Annotated in this window: 13 protein-coding genes; 4 read left to right on the top strand and 9 right to left on the bottom strand. The window is 59.7% G+C overall.

All coding sequences use genetic code 11. The features are described 5' to 3' along the window. Positions 1 to 181: 181 nt before the first annotated feature. From CFN46_RS06395 to CFN46_RS06355, 9 genes are all read right to left on the bottom strand, one after another. Positions 182 to 1,174 (bottom strand): glycosyltransferase family A protein, encoded by a 993-nt coding sequence (locus tag CFN46_RS06395; RefSeq protein WP_176426423.1) that lies wholly within the window; start codon positions 1,172 to 1,174, stop codon positions 182 to 184. Then, positions 1,158 to 1,913, bottom strand: coding sequence for a glycosyltransferase family 2 protein (locus CFN46_RS06390; protein WP_088742989.1), 756 nt, complete (start codon positions 1,911 to 1,913; stop codon positions 1,158 to 1,160). Before CFN46_RS06390 ends, CFN46_RS06395 begins: the two co-directional genes overlap by 17 nt. Beyond that, on the bottom strand, positions 1,906 to 3,177 hold the full coding sequence (locus tag CFN46_RS06385) for a glycosyltransferase (protein WP_088742988.1): 1,272 nt from the start codon (positions 3,175 to 3,177) through the stop codon (positions 1,906 to 1,908). Before CFN46_RS06385 ends, CFN46_RS06390 begins: the two co-directional genes overlap by 8 nt. Before the next feature lies 1 nt (position 3,178). Then, entirely contained in the window at positions 3,179 to 4,669 is a 1,491-nt protein-coding gene (locus CFN46_RS06380) for a polysaccharide pyruvyl transferase family protein (protein WP_176426422.1), read from the bottom strand. 98 nt (positions 4,670 to 4,767) lie between these two features. Then, entirely contained in the window at positions 4,768 to 6,117 is a 1,350-nt protein-coding gene (locus CFN46_RS06375; protein ID WP_088742986.1) for a lipopolysaccharide biosynthesis protein, read from the bottom strand. Beyond that, the gene (locus CFN46_RS06370) at positions 6,114 to 7,181 is read right to left on the bottom strand and encodes an EpsG family protein (RefSeq protein WP_088742985.1); all 1,068 of its coding nucleotides are present in this window, start codon (positions 7,179 to 7,181) and stop codon (positions 6,114 to 6,116) included. Before CFN46_RS06370 ends, CFN46_RS06375 begins: the two co-directional genes overlap by 4 nt. 2 nt (positions 7,182 to 7,183) lie before the next feature. After that, positions 7,184 to 8,479, bottom strand: coding sequence for a sugar transferase (locus tag CFN46_RS17725; RefSeq protein ID WP_088742984.1), 1,296 nt, complete (start codon positions 8,477 to 8,479; stop codon positions 7,184 to 7,186). A 132-nt stretch (positions 8,480 to 8,611) separates the two neighbouring features. Then, entirely contained in the window at positions 8,612 to 10,972 is a 2,361-nt protein-coding gene (locus CFN46_RS06360; protein ID WP_088742983.1) for a polysaccharide biosynthesis tyrosine autokinase, read from the bottom strand. Between the two features lie 74 nt (positions 10,973 to 11,046). Beyond that, entirely contained in the window at positions 11,047 to 12,246 is a 1,200-nt protein-coding gene (locus CFN46_RS06355) for a polysaccharide export protein (RefSeq protein ID WP_088742982.1), read from the bottom strand. A gap of 1,173 nt (positions 12,247 to 13,419) precedes the next feature. On the opposite strand from CFN46_RS06355, the gene CFN46_RS06350 reads away from it, so the two are divergent. The 4 genes from CFN46_RS06350 to CFN46_RS06335 all read left to right on the top strand — a co-directional run bounded on the left by CFN46_RS06350 (position 13,420) and on the right by CFN46_RS06335 (position 18,261). Further along, positions 13,420 to 13,905: a hypothetical protein gene (locus CFN46_RS06350; RefSeq protein ID WP_088742981.1), complete on the top strand. Its 486-nt coding sequence runs from the start codon at positions 13,420 to 13,422 to the stop codon at positions 13,903 to 13,905. After that, positions 13,905 to 14,705, top strand: coding sequence for a YjbF family lipoprotein (locus CFN46_RS06345; RefSeq protein ID WP_024953395.1), 801 nt, complete (start codon positions 13,905 to 13,907; stop codon positions 14,703 to 14,705). Before CFN46_RS06350 ends, CFN46_RS06345 begins: the two co-directional genes overlap by 1 nt. Continuing rightward, positions 14,699 to 15,649, top strand: coding sequence for a hypothetical protein (locus CFN46_RS06340; protein ID WP_088742980.1), 951 nt, complete (start codon positions 14,699 to 14,701; stop codon positions 15,647 to 15,649). Before CFN46_RS06345 ends, CFN46_RS06340 begins: the two co-directional genes overlap by 7 nt. 155 nt (positions 15,650 to 15,804) lie before the next feature. After that, entirely contained in the window at positions 15,805 to 18,261 is a 2,457-nt protein-coding gene (locus CFN46_RS06335) for a YjbH domain-containing protein (protein WP_141103637.1), read from the top strand. Positions 18,262 to 18,268: the final 7 nt, after the last annotated feature.

The raw sequence follows: 18,268 nt of genomic DNA, 5'->3' as shown, positions 1-18,268 counted from the left end.
ATGTCATCCTTGTGGCCCGCGGGCCATATCGAGCTTGAAAGTGATGAGCGGCAATGCCCCGAATCCGGCTTGAAGTTACCCGGCCCGCTGACGAATCTCGCCAGCAGGGGGATAAATGAAAGCGCAGGGAATGTCAGTGACCGACGTTATGCCATCACCGGATCAGGACTAGCACTCAGCACTAGCGAAAGAAATTGCCAGCGAATGTCTTCAGATAGCCATGCTTGAACGCCACTGGTGCCTTGCGCAGGAAAAAGGCCAGCGACAACGGCGAAAAGCGACTGCCAGTCACTCGAGCAAACATGCGGCCCTTGGTGCGCGCCTTGGCGGGAGTGCTGTAGAAATCACTACCAGAGGTGACGCCGGCGTGCGCGACGATGCCGAGATTGGCCCGCATCAGGCGTGCGCCCTGCTGACGGGCATCGCTCATCACGATGAACTCCTCACCGGACGGCTGATCAGTGCCCAGCCCAAACTGCTCATCAAAACGCGCATGGAACTGGCACAGATCCAACGCCATATCGACTGAGCGTACCCGCGCCAACGTCATCAGACTGTGATGCTTGAAGGCAACCGGCGGCGCCGCGCGGTCCGGGTCACGCTCGTGTAGCGGAAAGGTCTTGACGTGCGGGAAGCTGATCGCCGCCGCCTCGGTGCAGGTGAAGGCTTCCATGACCAGCGCTACTGCCTGGGGATGCAGTTGCACATCGTCATCCAGTACGTAGGCATAGCGCGTGGCGCAAGCAGCCAGCGCGATGTTGCGGCTCTTCGACAGCCCGCGTCCTTCGACCGCCAGGTACTCAAAACGACTATCGAAACTGGCCAGCGCGTGCTCGCGATACAGCTTGCGCATGGTGGGATCTGACAGCTGATGCACGATCAGGAAACGGGCACCGGGCAACTCGTCATAGCGCGGCACGCTATAGAGGCCCGCATCAAGCGTCGAGATCAAGAAGGTCAGCTCTGGCACCTGATGACGTGCACTGGCTTCTACCTGACGCTGATTGATCACTGCACACGGGCGCGAATCATGCGCCTGCGCACGTTGAGGCTGGGCATGTTGCGACTGAGTGCTTTTAGCATCATCAGCCTCTGGAAAATCTGTCACTTGAGCATGAGCATTCGCCAGCTGGTCATGACCAGCCGCGAACCCTTCATCAACGATGTTTTGCATAGCCATTCACCGCGTAATGGACAAAATTGCGACCGGCGCTGATCAGATCCATCCCCAGCACCTCACGATACAGACGCCACTGGTAGGCAGCGGCCTTGAACTTGTTGGATGACACACTGCCTTCGCGGCGCGTATAGCGCGCCAGCGGCTCGGGCATGCCCTGTGCTGGCCCCAATTGGCCGATGATGATCAACCACAGCGCCAGGTCCTGACGCTTGCGGATGGTCGGCATATAAAAGCGCCCGAAGCTGCCCGCGTCGTAGATAGCGGTCAGGCAGCCAATCGAGTTGGAGCGCAGCATGTCATCACGCGTCAGGCGCGCTGGCGGTGCAAAGTACGAGACGTGCTCGCCCTGCTCGTCGACCATTTCGTAGCCGGTGTAAGACAGGCCTGCACCGGTGTCTTGCATGAAGGCGATCTGACGCGCGATCTTTTCCGGCAGCCAGGCATCATCGGCATCAAGAAAAGCAATATAGCGACCCTTGGCCTCGGCAATCGCCCGGTTACGTGCGCGACCCGGGCCACCATTGGTATCGGTTTCGAGGATGCGGATCTCGACAGCACCGGTATCCATCTCAGCAAAATCCACCCGCAACTGCTCCGCGGCATTATCCGGAGAAGCATCATCGCTGATCAGAATCTCGCGTACCGGTTCGCTCTGGGCGAGCACGGACTCGACGGCGGCGTGCAGGCGGCGGTCATAGCCGTAATTGGGCATGATGACGGAGACATCAGCCATGGGCGTTCTCCTCTGCGTGAGCTACGCGATAAGGCGGCGTGCGGCGTGGCTCAATCGTGTCGTTGGCACCGGTTTTCGGCGACTCATCCGCGGCAGCGGAGCCCGCTGCAGGCGGGACAAGCCGTGAGATCAGACGCTGGTAATCCGGCAGTACCTCATGGGCGCTATAGCGCGCGAAACTTCTCCAGGCACCCTTCGATAGACGCAGCAATCGCTCGTCATCAAACTCGAGCCTGGCCAGCTCATGCGCCAGCTCCTCGACGATGGCGAGGTCATCACCCCCTTCGATTTCAGCACTGAGCACGCCATCACGACCATGCTCTATCAGCGCCAGCGGGCCGGAGCGTACCGGGCGTGACAGACACGGCAAGCCTTCACGCTTGGCTTCCAGTACGTTCATGGGCAAGCATTCGCGGTCCGAGGTCAGTAACAACAACCGACCACGACGCAACTCATCAGAGACCTGTCTGAGCGCACCAGTGAATAGCACCCGCGTATCCGCTGGCACCGTGTCGTCGTTGGCGCCTTGGAAGGCCTTCAAACCTAGCGCGTGACATAGCGCCAGCAGCGTCTCGCGTTCTGGGCCATCACCGACCAGTACCAGTCGCCCGCGACGATAACCGGCATGTGCAAAGGCCCGTATCGCCAGATCCACACGCTTGATCGGCGCCAGTCGGCCGACCATCACTACATCGGTCTGATGCTCACATTCAGCGCGAGTATCCTGCTCGGTGTGGTCATCGAGATAATTGGGAATCACCGTCGGGTGCAGCCCGTGGCGACGCCAGCACTCGGCATCCACTTCGTTGAGCACCTGCAGCACATCCAGATGCCGATACAGCAGCTGCTTGATGACGCGCTTGGCGCGACGGTCGTGATGATAGGCGCTATGTTCCTGCGCAATCACGCGCGTTTGAGGGCGCTTGTGACCATTCGCATCAACACCACCCGTCCCTCGCGCTGCCAGCTGAGCGGCGAGATGAAACGCGAAGTAGCCACTGACCATCACTTCGATACGCTGCTCCAGCATCAGGTTGCGCAGATGCGTCACCCAGTGACGGAAGTTTTTGCGCGTGCCAGTGGAAGGCAGCTCAAGCGTACGATACTCAACGCCCTCAAGACGTCCCCAGTAAGGCTCACCTGCGCGAACCGAGACCAGCGTGACCTGATGGCTGGCGCTCAGATCACGCGCCAGACCATGCATGACCTTCTCAACGCCCCCACAGGCGCTGATGTCCTGAATCAATAGAGCAACATGAGCCATATCAGGCCTCCCGTGTGGCGGGCTCTACACCCGTGGTATCAAGCACTGCGTCATCACTGGATGCGGCCGATGCCGGTGTCACCGGTGCCACTGCAGTGCGTGCCGGGAAGGCAGCATCATTCAACTTCAACTCACGCTGACCCCAGACACCCGCACGCCCCGGCGAGCGACGCAGGAAATCACGCGTGATATCAGCGGTCACTGCCAGCTTGGCCGCAATGACGTCTTCGGCCAGCGCCGGGAAGGCCTTGTCAGCGACCAACGCCTCGATATCGGCCACGATGCGGGCCGGATCGAAGTTCTCGATGTCCTGCACGCTATCGCCCAACCCGAAGTCACGCATGATGCCCGGCGCCTTGGGGCCACAGTAGGACAGTGCATAGACCGGTGTACCAGACATCAATGCGAAGATGACTGAGTGAAAGCGCGTGCCGACCAGGAATTCAGCATCCCGGTAGAGGTCCACCAGTGCATCCGGGCTCGGGTCGCCTTCGACCAGCTCGATACGCTTGGCCAGATCAGCGCCGTTCTCACCGTTGGCCAGCGCCTTCTGCAGGTGATCGAACACCAGTTGGGAGATGCGCTGGTCATTCTCGATATCGGTCGGGCCCAATACGTGCGGTACGATCATCAGACGCTCGATGCCGAGGCGCGCACGTGCCTCAAGCAATGAACGCGACAGCACTTCGACACGCTCGGCAAAGGCTTGATGATCAAGGCCCCACCAGTCGCGCAGGGTAATCACGGCGTAGGGAGATGCCACACCGCCCGGCGCCTTGATCTCAGCATGCTCATCGCTGGCACGCGGTTGCATGGCGAAGGCCATGTCGGTGCCGAGCAAGGCGTGCGGGAGTTTCGGGTCGGCCTTCTGGGTCATCGCATGGGTAATTTCCTCACGCGAGACCACCAGACAATCACTCAGCGTTCGCAGGAAGAAACGCTCCTGCGCCGGGGTCTTGAACGGGCCGAAGGAGTGGCCCAGCAGTAGCACGCGCTTGCCTGCCTTGCGTGCCAGCATCACCGGTGCCAGATAGCCGATCAGCGCCAACCACGAGGACAGCGTCTTCTTGAAGCTGCCGTTGTGGAAGATATGACCGCCCTTCACCACCACCAGGTCTGCCGCGTCGATCACGTCGTTGCCACTCTTGCCCTGCTTGCCGAACACCATCTTGGCGCCCAGTCCCAACAGAGAGGTGACGAAGCGCAGCTTGTCGCGCATCGGCGGCATCAGCGGCTGGCCGACGGTCACGCGTTCGCGATAGCGGCGACGAATGTGACGGAACGGGCCGCGCTCGGTCGCAAAGACCTGATCATCGATCGGCAAGATGTCGATGCGGTGACCTTCGCTTTTCGCAACGCCAGCACCCGATACATCACTGCGGCTCTGCTCGGCATCGATCAGTTGGTCGAGAAAGTCGATTGTGCCCATCAGGATGGCAGAATCGCCCTTGTTATCATCGTGCCAACCGTGAGTCATGCATATCTTGGCCATGCTATTGATCCTTTTATCCGTCATGTCTGCTATTCGATGTGCGCGACGCCGGGGCGTCGCCACGTTTATGCGTATCGGTCAGCGTGTGCTGACCAACATCAATGACTGCTCGCCAGTGGTTTGGCGTGATGATCAGTCGCGGCCTGGCGTGTCGGCTGAAAGCACAGCGCCATCGCCAGCATCACCAGCTCAGCAGCAACGGGCACACACAGGAAGATGGCGTAAAGATCCTGACTGGCCAGACTGCTTGCCGAGTGATTGAGTGCCGCGATGCTCAGACCGCCGCCCACGACCAATGTGGCGCCGACGCTCTGGCACAGCAGGCGCTTGCCGTTATTGCGCAGCGCTGCCAGACGTGTGAAGGCGCAGGTGACAAAGGCGTGTACCAGATAGACCAGCGCAAAGGCGCGCAGTGTCAGCGTCATGCGCGGATAGGCGCCATTCAGGAACTGCTCGGCCAGCCACGGTGCGACCAGTGCTAGCCCGCCAGCGACCGGCAGCGCAAAGCCCGTCGCGATGATCAGATATTCACGCAGGCGCGCATCGCTCTGTGCCAGTTTCGGCAGGTAGTAGCGATACAGGCTGGTGGGGAAGACATAGAGCGCAAACACGATCGAGGTGACCACCGAGACACTGGCGACCTGCGCTGGGGCAAAGGCAAGCCCAGCCAGAATCACCCACGCCTGCAGGTAGGCGAACGACATCAGATTGTTGTAGAGGAAGCCACGCCCGCGGGAAAAGTCAGCCTTTGACGGCAGACGGCCATGTTGCTCGCCGCTGCTGGCGTTAGCCGCATCTGCCGGCGCCTCTCGCTTGGAGTCATGCGATAACCACATGCCGAGCAGCATCACCACCACCAGTGCGATGGCGCTGACCATCACGAAGGTCGGCACCGGCGCGAGACCGAACATGCCAGCCGGTGTCGTCGCAGCAGTGGGAAGCGACGTTCCGCCTACCAGCTCGAGCGCCTGATGGTAGAGCGCCGGGCCCGCAGCACAGGCGACACCAATCGCCACAGCCAACGAGATCAACACCGTCATCAGATTGACGCGACCCAGACGCTCCTGGCGCTGCAGACGCGAATTGACCATCTGCAGACCGACCTGCTCCGCCGCCGCACGCAGCGCACAGAAGGCAAAGATGAACGCAGAGAGCCCGAGCAGCGGCGCGATACCCACGGCAAAGCCGATCGCCAGCAGCGCATAAACACCGATGCCGACGCTCATCCAGCGACGTAGTGCACTGCTGCTCGCGCCATCAGAGGCCACCAGCAGCACTTCATTACCGCCCATGCGCGCCAACACACCGAGCAACACTGCATAGTTGAGCGCTAGCGCGTATTCGCCAAAAGCTTCCGGTGCCACGGCACGTGCCAGCAGCAGACCAGCAGCCGAGGACAGGCCACGTGCCATCAGGTTGAACAGTGAGAAGATCAGCGCTTCACTCATGATTGGCCCCCGTTACCGATGACCAAGGCTTCATCACTCAAGAAATAGAATTCGTAGTTGTTCAAGAAATCGTGGTCCTGATTGCCGGCCGCCACCTTCAGAGACATGAAGAACAACGCCATCATCAGCAGACCGCTAAGCAAGCTGGGCACCAGCTTCTCGCGGAAGTGCTCGATCACGTCGCAGATCACGAAGATAGCGAACGGCAGGAAATAGTAGCTGGCACGTGCCACATGCTCACCGTAGGTGATGAACAAGGTGTAGAGCGCCACACCAATGAACATCATGTTGAACGCCCAAGGGTCCAGCGACAGACGAAAGTGCTTCCACATCACCAGTGTGCCCAGACAGATCAATAGATAGATGACATAGAGTTTCTGACCACCGCCGGAGAAATCCTCGAAATAGTGGGCATAGAGGCCGAGTGCACTGAGCGCACTCTTGGCCAGCGGGCCTGCCACGAAACACAGCGGCAGCAGGACCAGATAGATCCAGAACGGATAAGCACGACGCAGTAGCGGATAGGCCACCAATAGCGGCAGATACAGCGCGAGGGTGTAGTGGAAGCTGATACCCACCAGCATCAGTGCCAGCGCTGGCAGCCGCATGCCGCGTTCCAGGCACGCCATTGCCAACATGAACAGCGCAATCGCCACGTGTTGCTTCACGAAGCCGAACGCCGACAGGTAAATCAGCGGCAGACACACGAAGAACAATAGGCACCAGGCGAGGTTGCGACGGCTCATGACCAGCGCCGTCACGAAGCACGATACATAGATGAAGGCCGTAATGAAGAAGAACAGCTGCGGCTCACCCCATGCCCGTGCCATGCGTGCCAGTGCGGCCGGCGCCGGCTCCAGGAAGCTGAGATCGACCTGCCAGGTAGCCATCTGGCGATACGAGAAGTAGTCGTACCCTGCGTCGTAACGCAATGCCATGAACGCCAGACACAACCCACCGGCCAGCCAGGCACCCATTATGCGGGTGCGCTCGCTGGCAGCCAGTGGCAAGACTGCCACCAGTAGGGCCATGAAGGCGATGTAATAGCCGCTGACGGTCAGCATGCTTAGCGCGCCCCGAATCCGGTCAGCATGGTCTTGATGGTACGACCGACGATCAGCAGATCGAGCCACACGGAGAAGCGCTTGATGTAATAGAAATCATGCTCAAGCTTCTCGCGCGTCTCATCGGCGTCAGAGGCATAGCCCTGAGTGACCTGCGCCCAACCGGTGATGCCCGGACGCACAACGTGACGGTAGTTGTAGAACGGGATCTGCTCGGCAAATTCATTGACGAACTTGACCTGCTCCGGACGCGGACCGATCAGGCTCATCTCGCCCTTGAGGACGTTGATGAACTGCGGCAGCTCGTCGATGCGGGTCTTGCGGATCACGCGGCCGATACGGGTCACGCGCATGTCGTTGGCCTGGGCGAACTGGGCGCCGGACTTCTCGCTGTCGTGGCACATGCTGCGGAACTTGAACATGCGATACGGACGACCACCCTGACCCACACGTTCCTGCACGAAGAAGACCCCACCCGGGGAATCCAGACGGATCATGACAGCAGCCACTAGACAGATCGGCAGTACGAACGGGGCCACGGCAATGACTGCCAGCATGTCGAACAGACGCTTGAACAGTTCATATTCACTGTTCGGGGCTAGCTGACCGAAGCTGTTCTCACGGACTTGATCAAGCTCGACACGCCCGGTCAATGACTCGCGCACTTCGCTGGCGTCATAGACCGGGATACGGTTGAGTACACAGTTGGCCAGGAAGCGCTGCCATTCAGCAGGCATGTCAGCTTCCAGATCCGCGACGATGCCGTTGTAACGTTCTTCGCCAAGGTCTGGAGCACGCATCAGGTTCCAACGTGCACCCTTGGTGGTGAACAGACTGCGATAATCGCCGAAAGGCACCACCGCCAGCTTGCGAATGCGGGTGCGCTGCTCGGCCCAGAAGCCAACGGAGCAGATCAGCATTGCAGCAAGCCAGGAGCTACCCAGCACCAGGCGGCTAAAGCGCAGATCAAGGGCAATCAACACGCTCATGGCGATCAGATAGCTGATGGTGATTGCCGGCATCACGTAAGCAAAGGCCTTGGCACCGGGGTAACGGGACATGTGACGAATGGCCTGCAATGCCAGCAGGAAGCCGCCGCAGGCAGCGATGACACTGTGCATGCGCATCTCGCTGACCCACGGGCGCAGGCCATTGATCAGCAAAAGCGGTATGCCGACTGCCAGAATCAGGCCGACAGCAGCCTGACACAGCGAGTTGAACATCAATCGCTCGTACATACGGGAATGGCGTTGTCGGCCTTCCAATCCGGAATTCGCATGGTTCGTTGTGGTATTCATGTGCCTACTCCCCCTTGGTTTGCGTTCGTGTTGTCATTCCGTTCATCACGTCCTGTGTCGACACCCACTGGCACAGGCCTTGCGCAAATTCGCCTTGCCACGCATGAGCACGTGGCAAGTGTTGGACAGTGATCATGCGTTGCCACTGCCCTGATACTGATAGTCGTGGTAGCTGTAGCCATAACTATAGGTCGTGGTGGCCTTGCGCTCGACGGCATTGAGAATCGCGCCATCCACCGTCACGCCACTGGAAGCAAAGCGTTCAAGTGCGGCTTCGATTTCCTTGGGCGAGTTGTGCATGAAACGCGTCACCATCACGCTGACACCACACAGCTTGCCGACGATGGCAGCATCGGTGACGGCTAGAATCGGCGGTGTATCGACGATGACCATGTCGAAGTGCGCGCTGGCCCACTCCAGCAATTCGCTGAAGCGCGCTTGCAGCAGCAGCTCGGACGGATTGTTGGGCGAGGTGCCGCGTGCCACGTAGCTGAGACTGCTGGATCCGGTATCGCTACCGGCCACCGTCAGGCTTTCATCGACGATACTGCGCACGATGGTGTCGCGTTCCGCCTTGCCCAGCAGATAGTCGCTGAGCCCCGGTGCCACGACGCCTTGCTGGTTACCCGCCATGCTCTGGTGGACGTGACCACGACGCATGTCAGCGTCGATCACCAGCACACGGTTGCCGGCCTGAGCACAGACAGCCGCCAGGTTGGCGGACACGAAGCTTTTGCCGATGCCCGGGCTCGGACCGCAGATCATCAGGCGATTGTTGGTGGCTTCCATCATCGCGAAGTGCAGGCTGGTGCGCAGACCACGCAGGCCTTCAATCGAGAGATCAGCCGGATTGCGGATCGCCAACAGACCAGGTGCCACTGTCCCACCTGCGGCAGGCGCGTTCTTGCCTGCCTTGCTGGCCTTGAATGCGGAGAAGCGCTTGAGACCACGCGCCAGGCGGCGATTGAGACGCGCCTGCTCTTCGGAGAGCGGCAAGGTCGCATGCACGTTGAGGCCGAGATCCGTCAGTTCGGAAGGCGTTTCGATACCGCGATGCAGCAGTGAGCGCATCAACACGAACACCACCCCTAGCGTGCCCCCCAGCAGCGTGGCGATCACCACGATAATGGCCTTGCGCGGGCTGACCGGATGCGGCTGCGCCACGGCCTCGTCCAGAATACGGATATTGCCGATGGTGCTCGCCTGAGCGATGTTCATTTCCTGGGTCTTGTTGAGCAGCTGAACGTAGATTTGCTGATTGACCTCAACTTCACGTTGCAGGCGCAGAATTTCCTGCTGGGTATCCGGCAAGTCTTCAATCTGCTTCTCAAGCGCTTTGCGGGTGCGCTGCAGGTCAGCACGTTTCTGGCGCAACGCCACATAGCTCGGGTGACTAGAATTGAACTTGCCCGACAGCTCCGCTTCTTCAAGCTGGGTCTTGTTGAGCTGGTTATCGATATCCACCAGCTGGTCCAGCACTGACTTGGTCTCGAGGTCCAGATTTACGCTGTCGCTCTCGCCGCGATAGGCATTGAGACGCTCTTCTGCTTGCTGAAGCTTTTCACGAACTGTCGGCACCTGCTCTTTCAGGAACTCGAGAGATTTCTCGGCCTCGGCAGACTGACGATCAATGTTCTGTTGCTGGTAGGTCTCGGTAATGCGCTTGAGCACCTGCTGAGTATGCAGCGGGTCTTCGCCCACCAGCGCCAGCCCCAGCACACCGGTTTCCTTGCCCATTTCAGCCACGGCGAAGCGTGAACGCAGCGCGTTAGTGGCCTCTAGCGTGGACTGGTGCATCAGCGTGAATTCGGCGCCTTCGCCCGCACTCAGCGCAGTCACTTCCAACGTGACCTCACCGAGCGGACCATCAAAGCGCTGGGCCTCGCCCACCACACCCTTGCCCAGGACGTCACCGTCGTAACGCAGCTCGTACTGCGTAGCGCCCTCTTGAGCACCACCCAGCGCGACCAGCGTCAGCGGCACGTTTTCCCAGGCCTTGGGCACGTCAAGGCTCGCCACTTCCAGCGACTCACCCGCCCATACCATGCTCGAACCCGACATCCAGCTTGGGCGTGTGAACTCGTGCGAGTGCAGGAAGTTACCGATCAGCGGGTACTGATAGGGCTTGACCACCAGATCCAGCTGCTCGTCCTGCACGGCCTTGCCCAGCACCAGACGTGACGTCAGGATCTGGATCTCGGATTCCGACGGCGGAGCTTCGCCACGTAACATGCTGGGAATATCGCGCAGCGGATTCATGTTGCCGCCACTCTCCTCGACCTGCACCAGCGAATCCGCCTTGTAGATCGGGGTCGCCAACAGTGCATAGAGCACCGCTAGCACACTGAAGGTGCCCGTGATCAGCGCAAGCGTCAGGCGGCTGTCATACAGCTGGCCCAGCATGCGCCCCAGATCAAGACTGGTGCGCACCGGGACAGTCGAGGCCTCACTGCTGGCAGGCTGGCGGGAAGGTTGGGAATTGCGGATCGACATCGTTGAGTCACTCTCCTGGTGCCCTGCTCGCTCATCATGCTGTCGAGCAGGCGCGCCTTGACGATCCCTCGGCCTTATTGGCCGAGGGTATCGAGGTTGTCCTGGATTTCAGTGGTCTGGTAGATCGTGGTTACCGAGGGCAGCAACTGACGCACCACACGGTTCCAGCGCGAGACCGGAGCGGCCGTGACATAGACGACATCCTGTGGCTTCAAGGTGAAGTCAGCGCCCAGAATCAATGCCGTGGCATTACGCGCATCCAGCTGATAGACAGTAGCCAGCTTTTCCGGATCTTCCCGATCACGGCGTACCACGAAGATGCCAGAAGCGTCAGCGGAGCCTTCATTGATACCGCCCGCCTGAGCGATGGCATCCGTCAGCGAGACAGGACTTCTGCCCAGCGGCAAGCTGACCGGCTTATCCACTTCGCCCATCACGAACACCTTCTGGGTGCCGACATCCGGGACATACAGGGTGTCACCGTCCTTGAGCAGGCGATCTTTACCATCACCAGCCGAAGCGGCATTACGCTCAGCCAGCAGGTCATAAAGCGAGATGACGGTCTGTTGGCCATCACGCTTGAGCACCACGTTATGCCAATCGGCATCCTGGGAAAGTCCACCTGCCGCAGCGATAGCATCGAGCAAGCTCAATGGCACATCGTTGATCGGCTGTACGCCAGGTGTTTCGACTTCCCCGCTCACGCGGACTTTCTGACTACGGAAGGCAGCGACCTTGACGTCGATCTGCGGCTCGTTGAGATACGGCTGCAGCTTCTCACCAAGATCACGACGAATCTGATCAAGCGTCATACCGCTGACCTTGACTCTGCCGATATAGGGATAGAAGAGCATGCCATCGGCATGCACCAGGTTGCCGGCTTCCTGAGCACTCCGTTCGGAGCCCGTCGGTAGCGACAGCTCCGGATGGTCATAAACGACAATGGTAAGAATGTCGCCAGGGCCAACGTGATACTGGTAGTTCGGTGCCAGCTGGGCACGGGTGCTGCTGTTGAGCTCTTGAGACAACGCTTCTTCGAGCTCGCGTTGTGCTTCATCGCCATCAGCAGACTGACGTGCTTCTGCGTCCGCACGCGCCTGGGCCTTGATCAGGCCAAACGTGATGGGTTCAACATCGACAATATCGTCCACCGGCGCAGCCGTGGTGTCGTAGTCGATGTCGCCGCCGGGCGCGAAGACGCAGCCCGCCAGTCCGGTGAGGACGCCGATACTCAAGCTGGCGCCCAGAAGTCGTGCTATCAGTGCATTTTTCATCTGAAGTCCGTTGAGTCGACAGACTCGGGCAGACGCATATTGCATCTGCCCGAGTCATCCCCCGCCGCGTCATGCTGCCGGGATAAATTCGATAACGTCTTCAGTTCACCTTGCGTGGTGCGATATGCCGGAGGTTGTCCTCCGTGCCTTTACTATTACGTGCGAATTGAATCATCACGCCTGTATCGTTGCGTTACTGCCAATCGCAAGACTGCCAATCACAAGACTGCCAATCACAAGACTACCAATCACGAGAATATTCTCGTTATCACGGGAATGTATGCTTCATTATTCATCATGATCCACGCCTCTTTACGAGAACATTTAGAGCACCTGAAGAACGAGCATTATTGCCCATGACATCACTCTATTTTGAGTAGCGAGAGATTCATCACGAGAAATCCGTTCTGAAAAATCCTCTCGCCTTACTCACTCCTCACTTAGGACACTTGCCACCAGATCGATGACCACGTCTGCCGCAGCGCCTGTCACGTACATAATGAAGAGGTAGGCAGAGTGACCAAACTCCACCTGCTGTGCATTTTACCTTATCCGGACCGCTCGCCAATCGCGCACTGTTACAAAAATCCAATAAAAACATTGGTTTGTATTATCCCCAGTACGTCTTATGTCGCCATACCATGGATAGAGATGTAGCTGATAACAGACACCATAAATACCATTACGTCGGTAAAGTGACACAGTCTTTCCAAGGATTTCAGCAGCCATGCGGGCCATGGCTTGCGCAGCCCCGTAAAAAAATAGCCACAAGCATGTCGCCAATAACCCACACCATAATTACTCTTATTTACATAAATATTTTGCCACGGTTAAACGCACTGATTACGCACCTCTTCAGAGTAGACAGGTCATATTTTCCCGTTAACATGAGCCACGCTTTAGAGACTTGTACATCCCAACCATCAGGAAAATAGCCTGACGCGCGGGATGCGCAAGTGGATAAAGCAAGAATGGCCAACGGAAGCGGCCAGGCTAGGAACACCTCGGAATGAGGCTGCGCCAGGGAAGATGCCACGGACGGTATCAGGGATGGCGCACCACTCCTGTTTCGTAATCTTCAGCAGCAGGATTTGCGGCAGCTGACGTTGCTACGTATGGCGACGCAATCCTGACCGGCAGACAACCGGTAATGCTCATCAAGGAGACATCACCATGCGCAAATCACATCTCGGTGCCATTCTCGGCCTGACGGGCGCCCTGCTAGTTGCAGGTAACGCCATGGCTGAAGAAGAAGCGCCACAGGGTACGACTGGAACTACCGGGACTACTGGCACGACCGGGACTACTGGGACGACTGGCACTACCGGTACGACTGGGACTACCGGCACGACTGGGACTACCGGCACGACTGGAACTACCGGCACGACTGGGACTACCGGCACGACTGGCACTACCGGTACGACTGGAACTACCGGCACGACTGGCACCACCGGCACCGTGCCAACCGGCAGCGCTGCCGGTAGCGGTACCGCCAGCCAGAACGCTACGGGTAGCGTCACGCCGAGCACCAGCAGTGGCAGCGTGGCAGCAGGTGCAGCTACCGGTACGTTAGGTGGCGGCACAGGTACCACGGGCACGACCGGTACCACAGGCACGACCGGCTCGACCGGCTCGACCGGCTCGACCGGGACACGCTGATGACTGCGCGTGCATCTCAGAGCTCATCGTTCTCTTCAGGCCAGCCACCGCTGGTAGCTCGCACGTCGGGCTGTCGAGCGCTGGCTTCTCGACCGTTGTCTTATAGGCACATGACGGCACTTGGCGCAGTCATGTGCCTGGTGACGTTGGCCGGTTGTGGCCAGATGGTGTCGCGCTCGCTCGGCGACGCTATCGGGAAGGATGATTTTGACGCCGCACGCGCCAGTGAACTGCCCTATGCCTCACTCAAGTTGAACCACGCCAACAGCACCGCGCTGGTGGTACTGGCAACGCTTGAGCGCAATGGGCGCGTCGCACGCTTCGAGAGTCGCGATCGCGGCATTATCGAGCTACGCGATGGCGTACTGTCAGCAACGTCAGGCTTCGCGCGTGATATCGCTGACAGGCGTGAGCAAAGCACTACCGGGCGCGCTTTGGCGCGTCCGGCCTGGCTGATGGACAGCGGCACGACCTATCGCGTCAGTGTCAGTGCGCTGACACCTCATCCGCGTCAACTGGAACGGCAAGACGCCGCCTCCACCGGCAGCCAGCGTCAGGACAACGTGGCCGTGATGCAGGTGCATGAAGCCAACGCTCGCCTTGAGTGCGAGGCACCGGCGCCGCATCAACTGCCACTGGCCGAACTGAATCTGAGCCACTGCACCGAGACCCTGAACTGGGATGATGGCCGCACCACGCACAACGAACTGTGGCGCGACGAGACACGCGTGTGGGCCGCCGACATGACGGCGTGGCCTGATGGCCCCCGCTTTGGCTGGGAGATTGCCAAGGCATGGTGATATCACTTTCCCGTCACGTTCTACGCTCACGCGAACGCCTGGCAGCGCTGATGGCGCTCGCGATGCTGTCCCCGCTTGCAGTGGCTGATGACACGCCGCTGCCCTTCAGCGCTGCCAGTACCCCGTTGGCCAGTCAGGTATTGGAGCAACAATGGGCTGAGAGCGCACAGGTGTCTGCGCTCGACTGGCGTTACAGCTTCGTCAGCACGCCCTTGATCCGTCAACAGATGGCCGACAAGGCCAATCGCCTGAGCGCCGAGCTTGAGCTGATCGCCGCACGCTACGCCGTGGGGGCTACACCAAATAGCCCACAAGCGCGCTATGTCACAGCGCTGCAGGCGTGGCAGCACTATGTCGCTCAGGGGCGCTTGGTAGCAGGCCCTCAGGAAGTGGGGCGCCCGACAGCAGGACATCTGAAGGCGGACAGCAACGACGCGGCGGCCGCTCCGCCAACGACTGAGCGCGTGTTGGCGCGCATTCCCGGTCAGCTTGATCCACGTCGTGACATGCGTGCAGGCCCACAGGCCATCCGTATAGCGCCGGGCATGGTCATCGGTGCCTGTCAGGCACCGCGCAACATCGTCATCATGGATGCGACTGGCGTTCATCAGCGCAAGTGGAGCCCCAACCTGACGCTGGATGCACTGATCGATGAGCGCAGTGCCGCCGAGGCACTGGGTCCGGCATCACAGGTCAGTCTCGTCACGCTACAGGGACAGGTGCTGACGCGACCGATCGCACGCTGGAATCGCCTCACGAGTGGTGATGCTGATCTACCGATCGCGCCAGGTGCCAGCGTCGTGATCAGTACCCCGAGCCTCGATACTGCACAAAAGTGGGTAAATCAGGCACTGCCCGAGTGGCTCGCCAGTCGCCTACCCGGCCATGACTGCCAAAGCTGGCAGCTAGATGCCGCGACACTGCCTGATACGCAAGTGCAATAAACGCCAGCGCAGCCGGTTCATCATTGTTGTTCAATCGTCATTTCGGCCAGTCCCCGTCATTTCTGTCGAACCTGGCACGCCTGTCACTCCCCAGTGCTCCCTTGTTACCCCATTCACGTTCGTGAGCCCAAGGCTTGCGAGCTTGCGAGACGCCTATGTCGAGTCCCTTCCGCCCCGCCAATCATCTTGCCTTGTCTGAATGCCAACAGCGCTCTGCCTCCGCACGCAACGGTTGGCTAGCGCTCGGTATCATGGGTGGCTTGTTGGGCGCACAGATCGCTCACGCCGCGACCGGTGAGTCACAGAGCGACTTCGGCGGTGTCGGTTTGATGCAAACCCCCACCGCACGCTTTGCACCTCAGGGCGAACTTAGCTTCACCTACAGCCGCACCCAGCCGTACAAGCGCTTCAGCGTCAATGCCACGCCCTTCGAGTGGATGGAGCTGGGCTTTCGCTATGTCTCAGTCGAAACCGTCAGCTATGGCGCCGCCGCACCGGATCGCGACTATCTGGATAAATCCTTCGATACCAAGTTCCGACTGTGGGAAGAAGGCCGCTATCAACCGGAAGTCGCGGTGGGGCTGCGAGATCTTGGCGGTACTGGCTTGTTCAGCTCGGAATATCTCGTCGCCAGCAAACGCTACGGCGATTTCGATTTCAGCCTAGGGCTCGGCTGGGGCTATCTGGGCAATCGTGGCGACTTCGGCAATCCGCTCAACGTGGTGGGTGATCGTTTCAGCAGCCGTGGTGATTCCGGCGGCAGTGACGGCGGGGAGTTCTCGATTGGCAGCATGTTCAGTGGCCGCCCGTCTGCCTTCGGCGGCATCGAATATCAGACGCCCTGGGACCCGCTGACCTTGAAGCTTGAGTACGAAGGCAACGACTATTCTGACGAGCCGCTGACGGTCGAGATCAATCAGGACTCGCCAATCAATCTTGGCGCGACCGTCAAGGTCAACGACACTCTCTCGCTGCACGGTGGCTGGGAGCGCGGTAATACCGCCATGCTCGGTCTATCGCTATCGACCAATCTGGCGGGACTCTCACAAGACAAGGATGACGGCACGCCAGAAGCCGTCGCGCCGAGCACGCAACATCGCTATCGCAACGACCAAACGCCAGAGGCTTTCCGTGTTCGTTCATTGAATGACGTCAATCGCCCCACAGCGAGCAGCCCTGCGCCAACTGACAGCCCTGAGCCAACTGACAGCCCTGCGCCAACTGACAGCCCTGAGCCATCACTGGCCGGTGGTCTCGTCAACGCCAACGGTAATGCTGGCCATGAGACCAACAGTAATGCCAACAGTGAGGCCGCCGGCACTCTATTGACGCTAGACGCTGATACCGCGCCGGAGGCTGCGGCAAACGCTTCCACCAACCCCGACATCAGTCTCGACACCGTGGACTGGGATGCGCTGGCCGATACGCTGCGCGCCCAGACCGGCCTTGAAGTCTCACGTTTGCGCGTCAATGGTGACACTCTGATCATCGAGGCCGAAGCCACGCGCTTCCGCAAGGACCTGCAAGCCGAAGGCCGTGCCAATCGCGTGCTGCACAATCGCCTGCCCGCCAGCATCACCACCTTCCGCTACCGCCTGAGCAGCAATGGCCTGGCACTGCGTGAGGACGATCATCCGCGTGAGTCATTCGTGGCCGCAGCCAATGATCGCCGCTTCGATGCCGAGTACGAGCATTCCATCACGGCACGCGCCGCCTCTCCCGAGGCAAGCGACGATGCCAGCACCAGCCGCACTCTGCTCGACCGTGAACCCGGCGGGTTCAGCTGGGGTGTCTCGCCGGGCGTCAATCAAAACTTCGGCGGCCCTGACGGCTACCTCTATCAGCTCTACCTGCGTCTCGATGCCCTGTGGCGCACCGACCGCAATGGCTGGTTCTCCGGCTCCGCGACTTATCAGCTCTTCGATAACTTCGATGATTACGAATACATCGCCGATTCTGATCTACCGCGTGTGCGTACCTTCATCGGTGAGTATCTGAAAGAGACGGATGCCGGTATCGATAACCTGCAGTACACCCGTACCTATCAATTCGGACGTGATTGGTACTCACAGGCCTACGGCGGCATTCTCGAGATGATGTATGCCGGTGTCGGCGCCGAGGTACTCTATCGCCCGATGAACAGCGCACTGGCGCTGGGACTGGATATCAACCGCGTACGTCAGCGTGACTTCGACCAGCAGTTTGGCCTGCGCGATTACACCGTCACCACCGGCCACGCTACCGCCTACTGGCAAACCGACTGGCACGACGTGCTGGTCAAGGGCTCGGTAGGACGTTATCTGGCTGGTGATATCGGTGCCACGCTGGATGTCTCACGCAGCTTCTCCAATGGGGTCAATATTGGTGCCTGGGCGACGATGACCGATGCCGGCGACGATTATGGCGAGGGTAGCTTCGACAAGGGCCTGTACGTCAGCATTCCGCTGGACGCCTTCTTCACGACCTCCAGCAAGGGCAACACTGGCTTGGCATGGGCACCGCTGACACGTGATGGTGGCGCACGCCTCAATCGCCGTTATCAGCTGTATGACATGACCGGCGATCGTGATCCCGAAGGCTATTGGGATGGCATCAACAAGGTCTACAAGTAATACGACG

The sequence above is a fragment of the Cobetia sp. QF-1 genome (genome assembly GCF_002213105.1).
Taxonomy (GTDB): Bacteria; Pseudomonadota; Gammaproteobacteria; order Pseudomonadales; family Halomonadaceae; genus Cobetia; species Cobetia crustatorum.
This window is presented reverse-complemented; position numbering and strand designations above follow the sequence as displayed.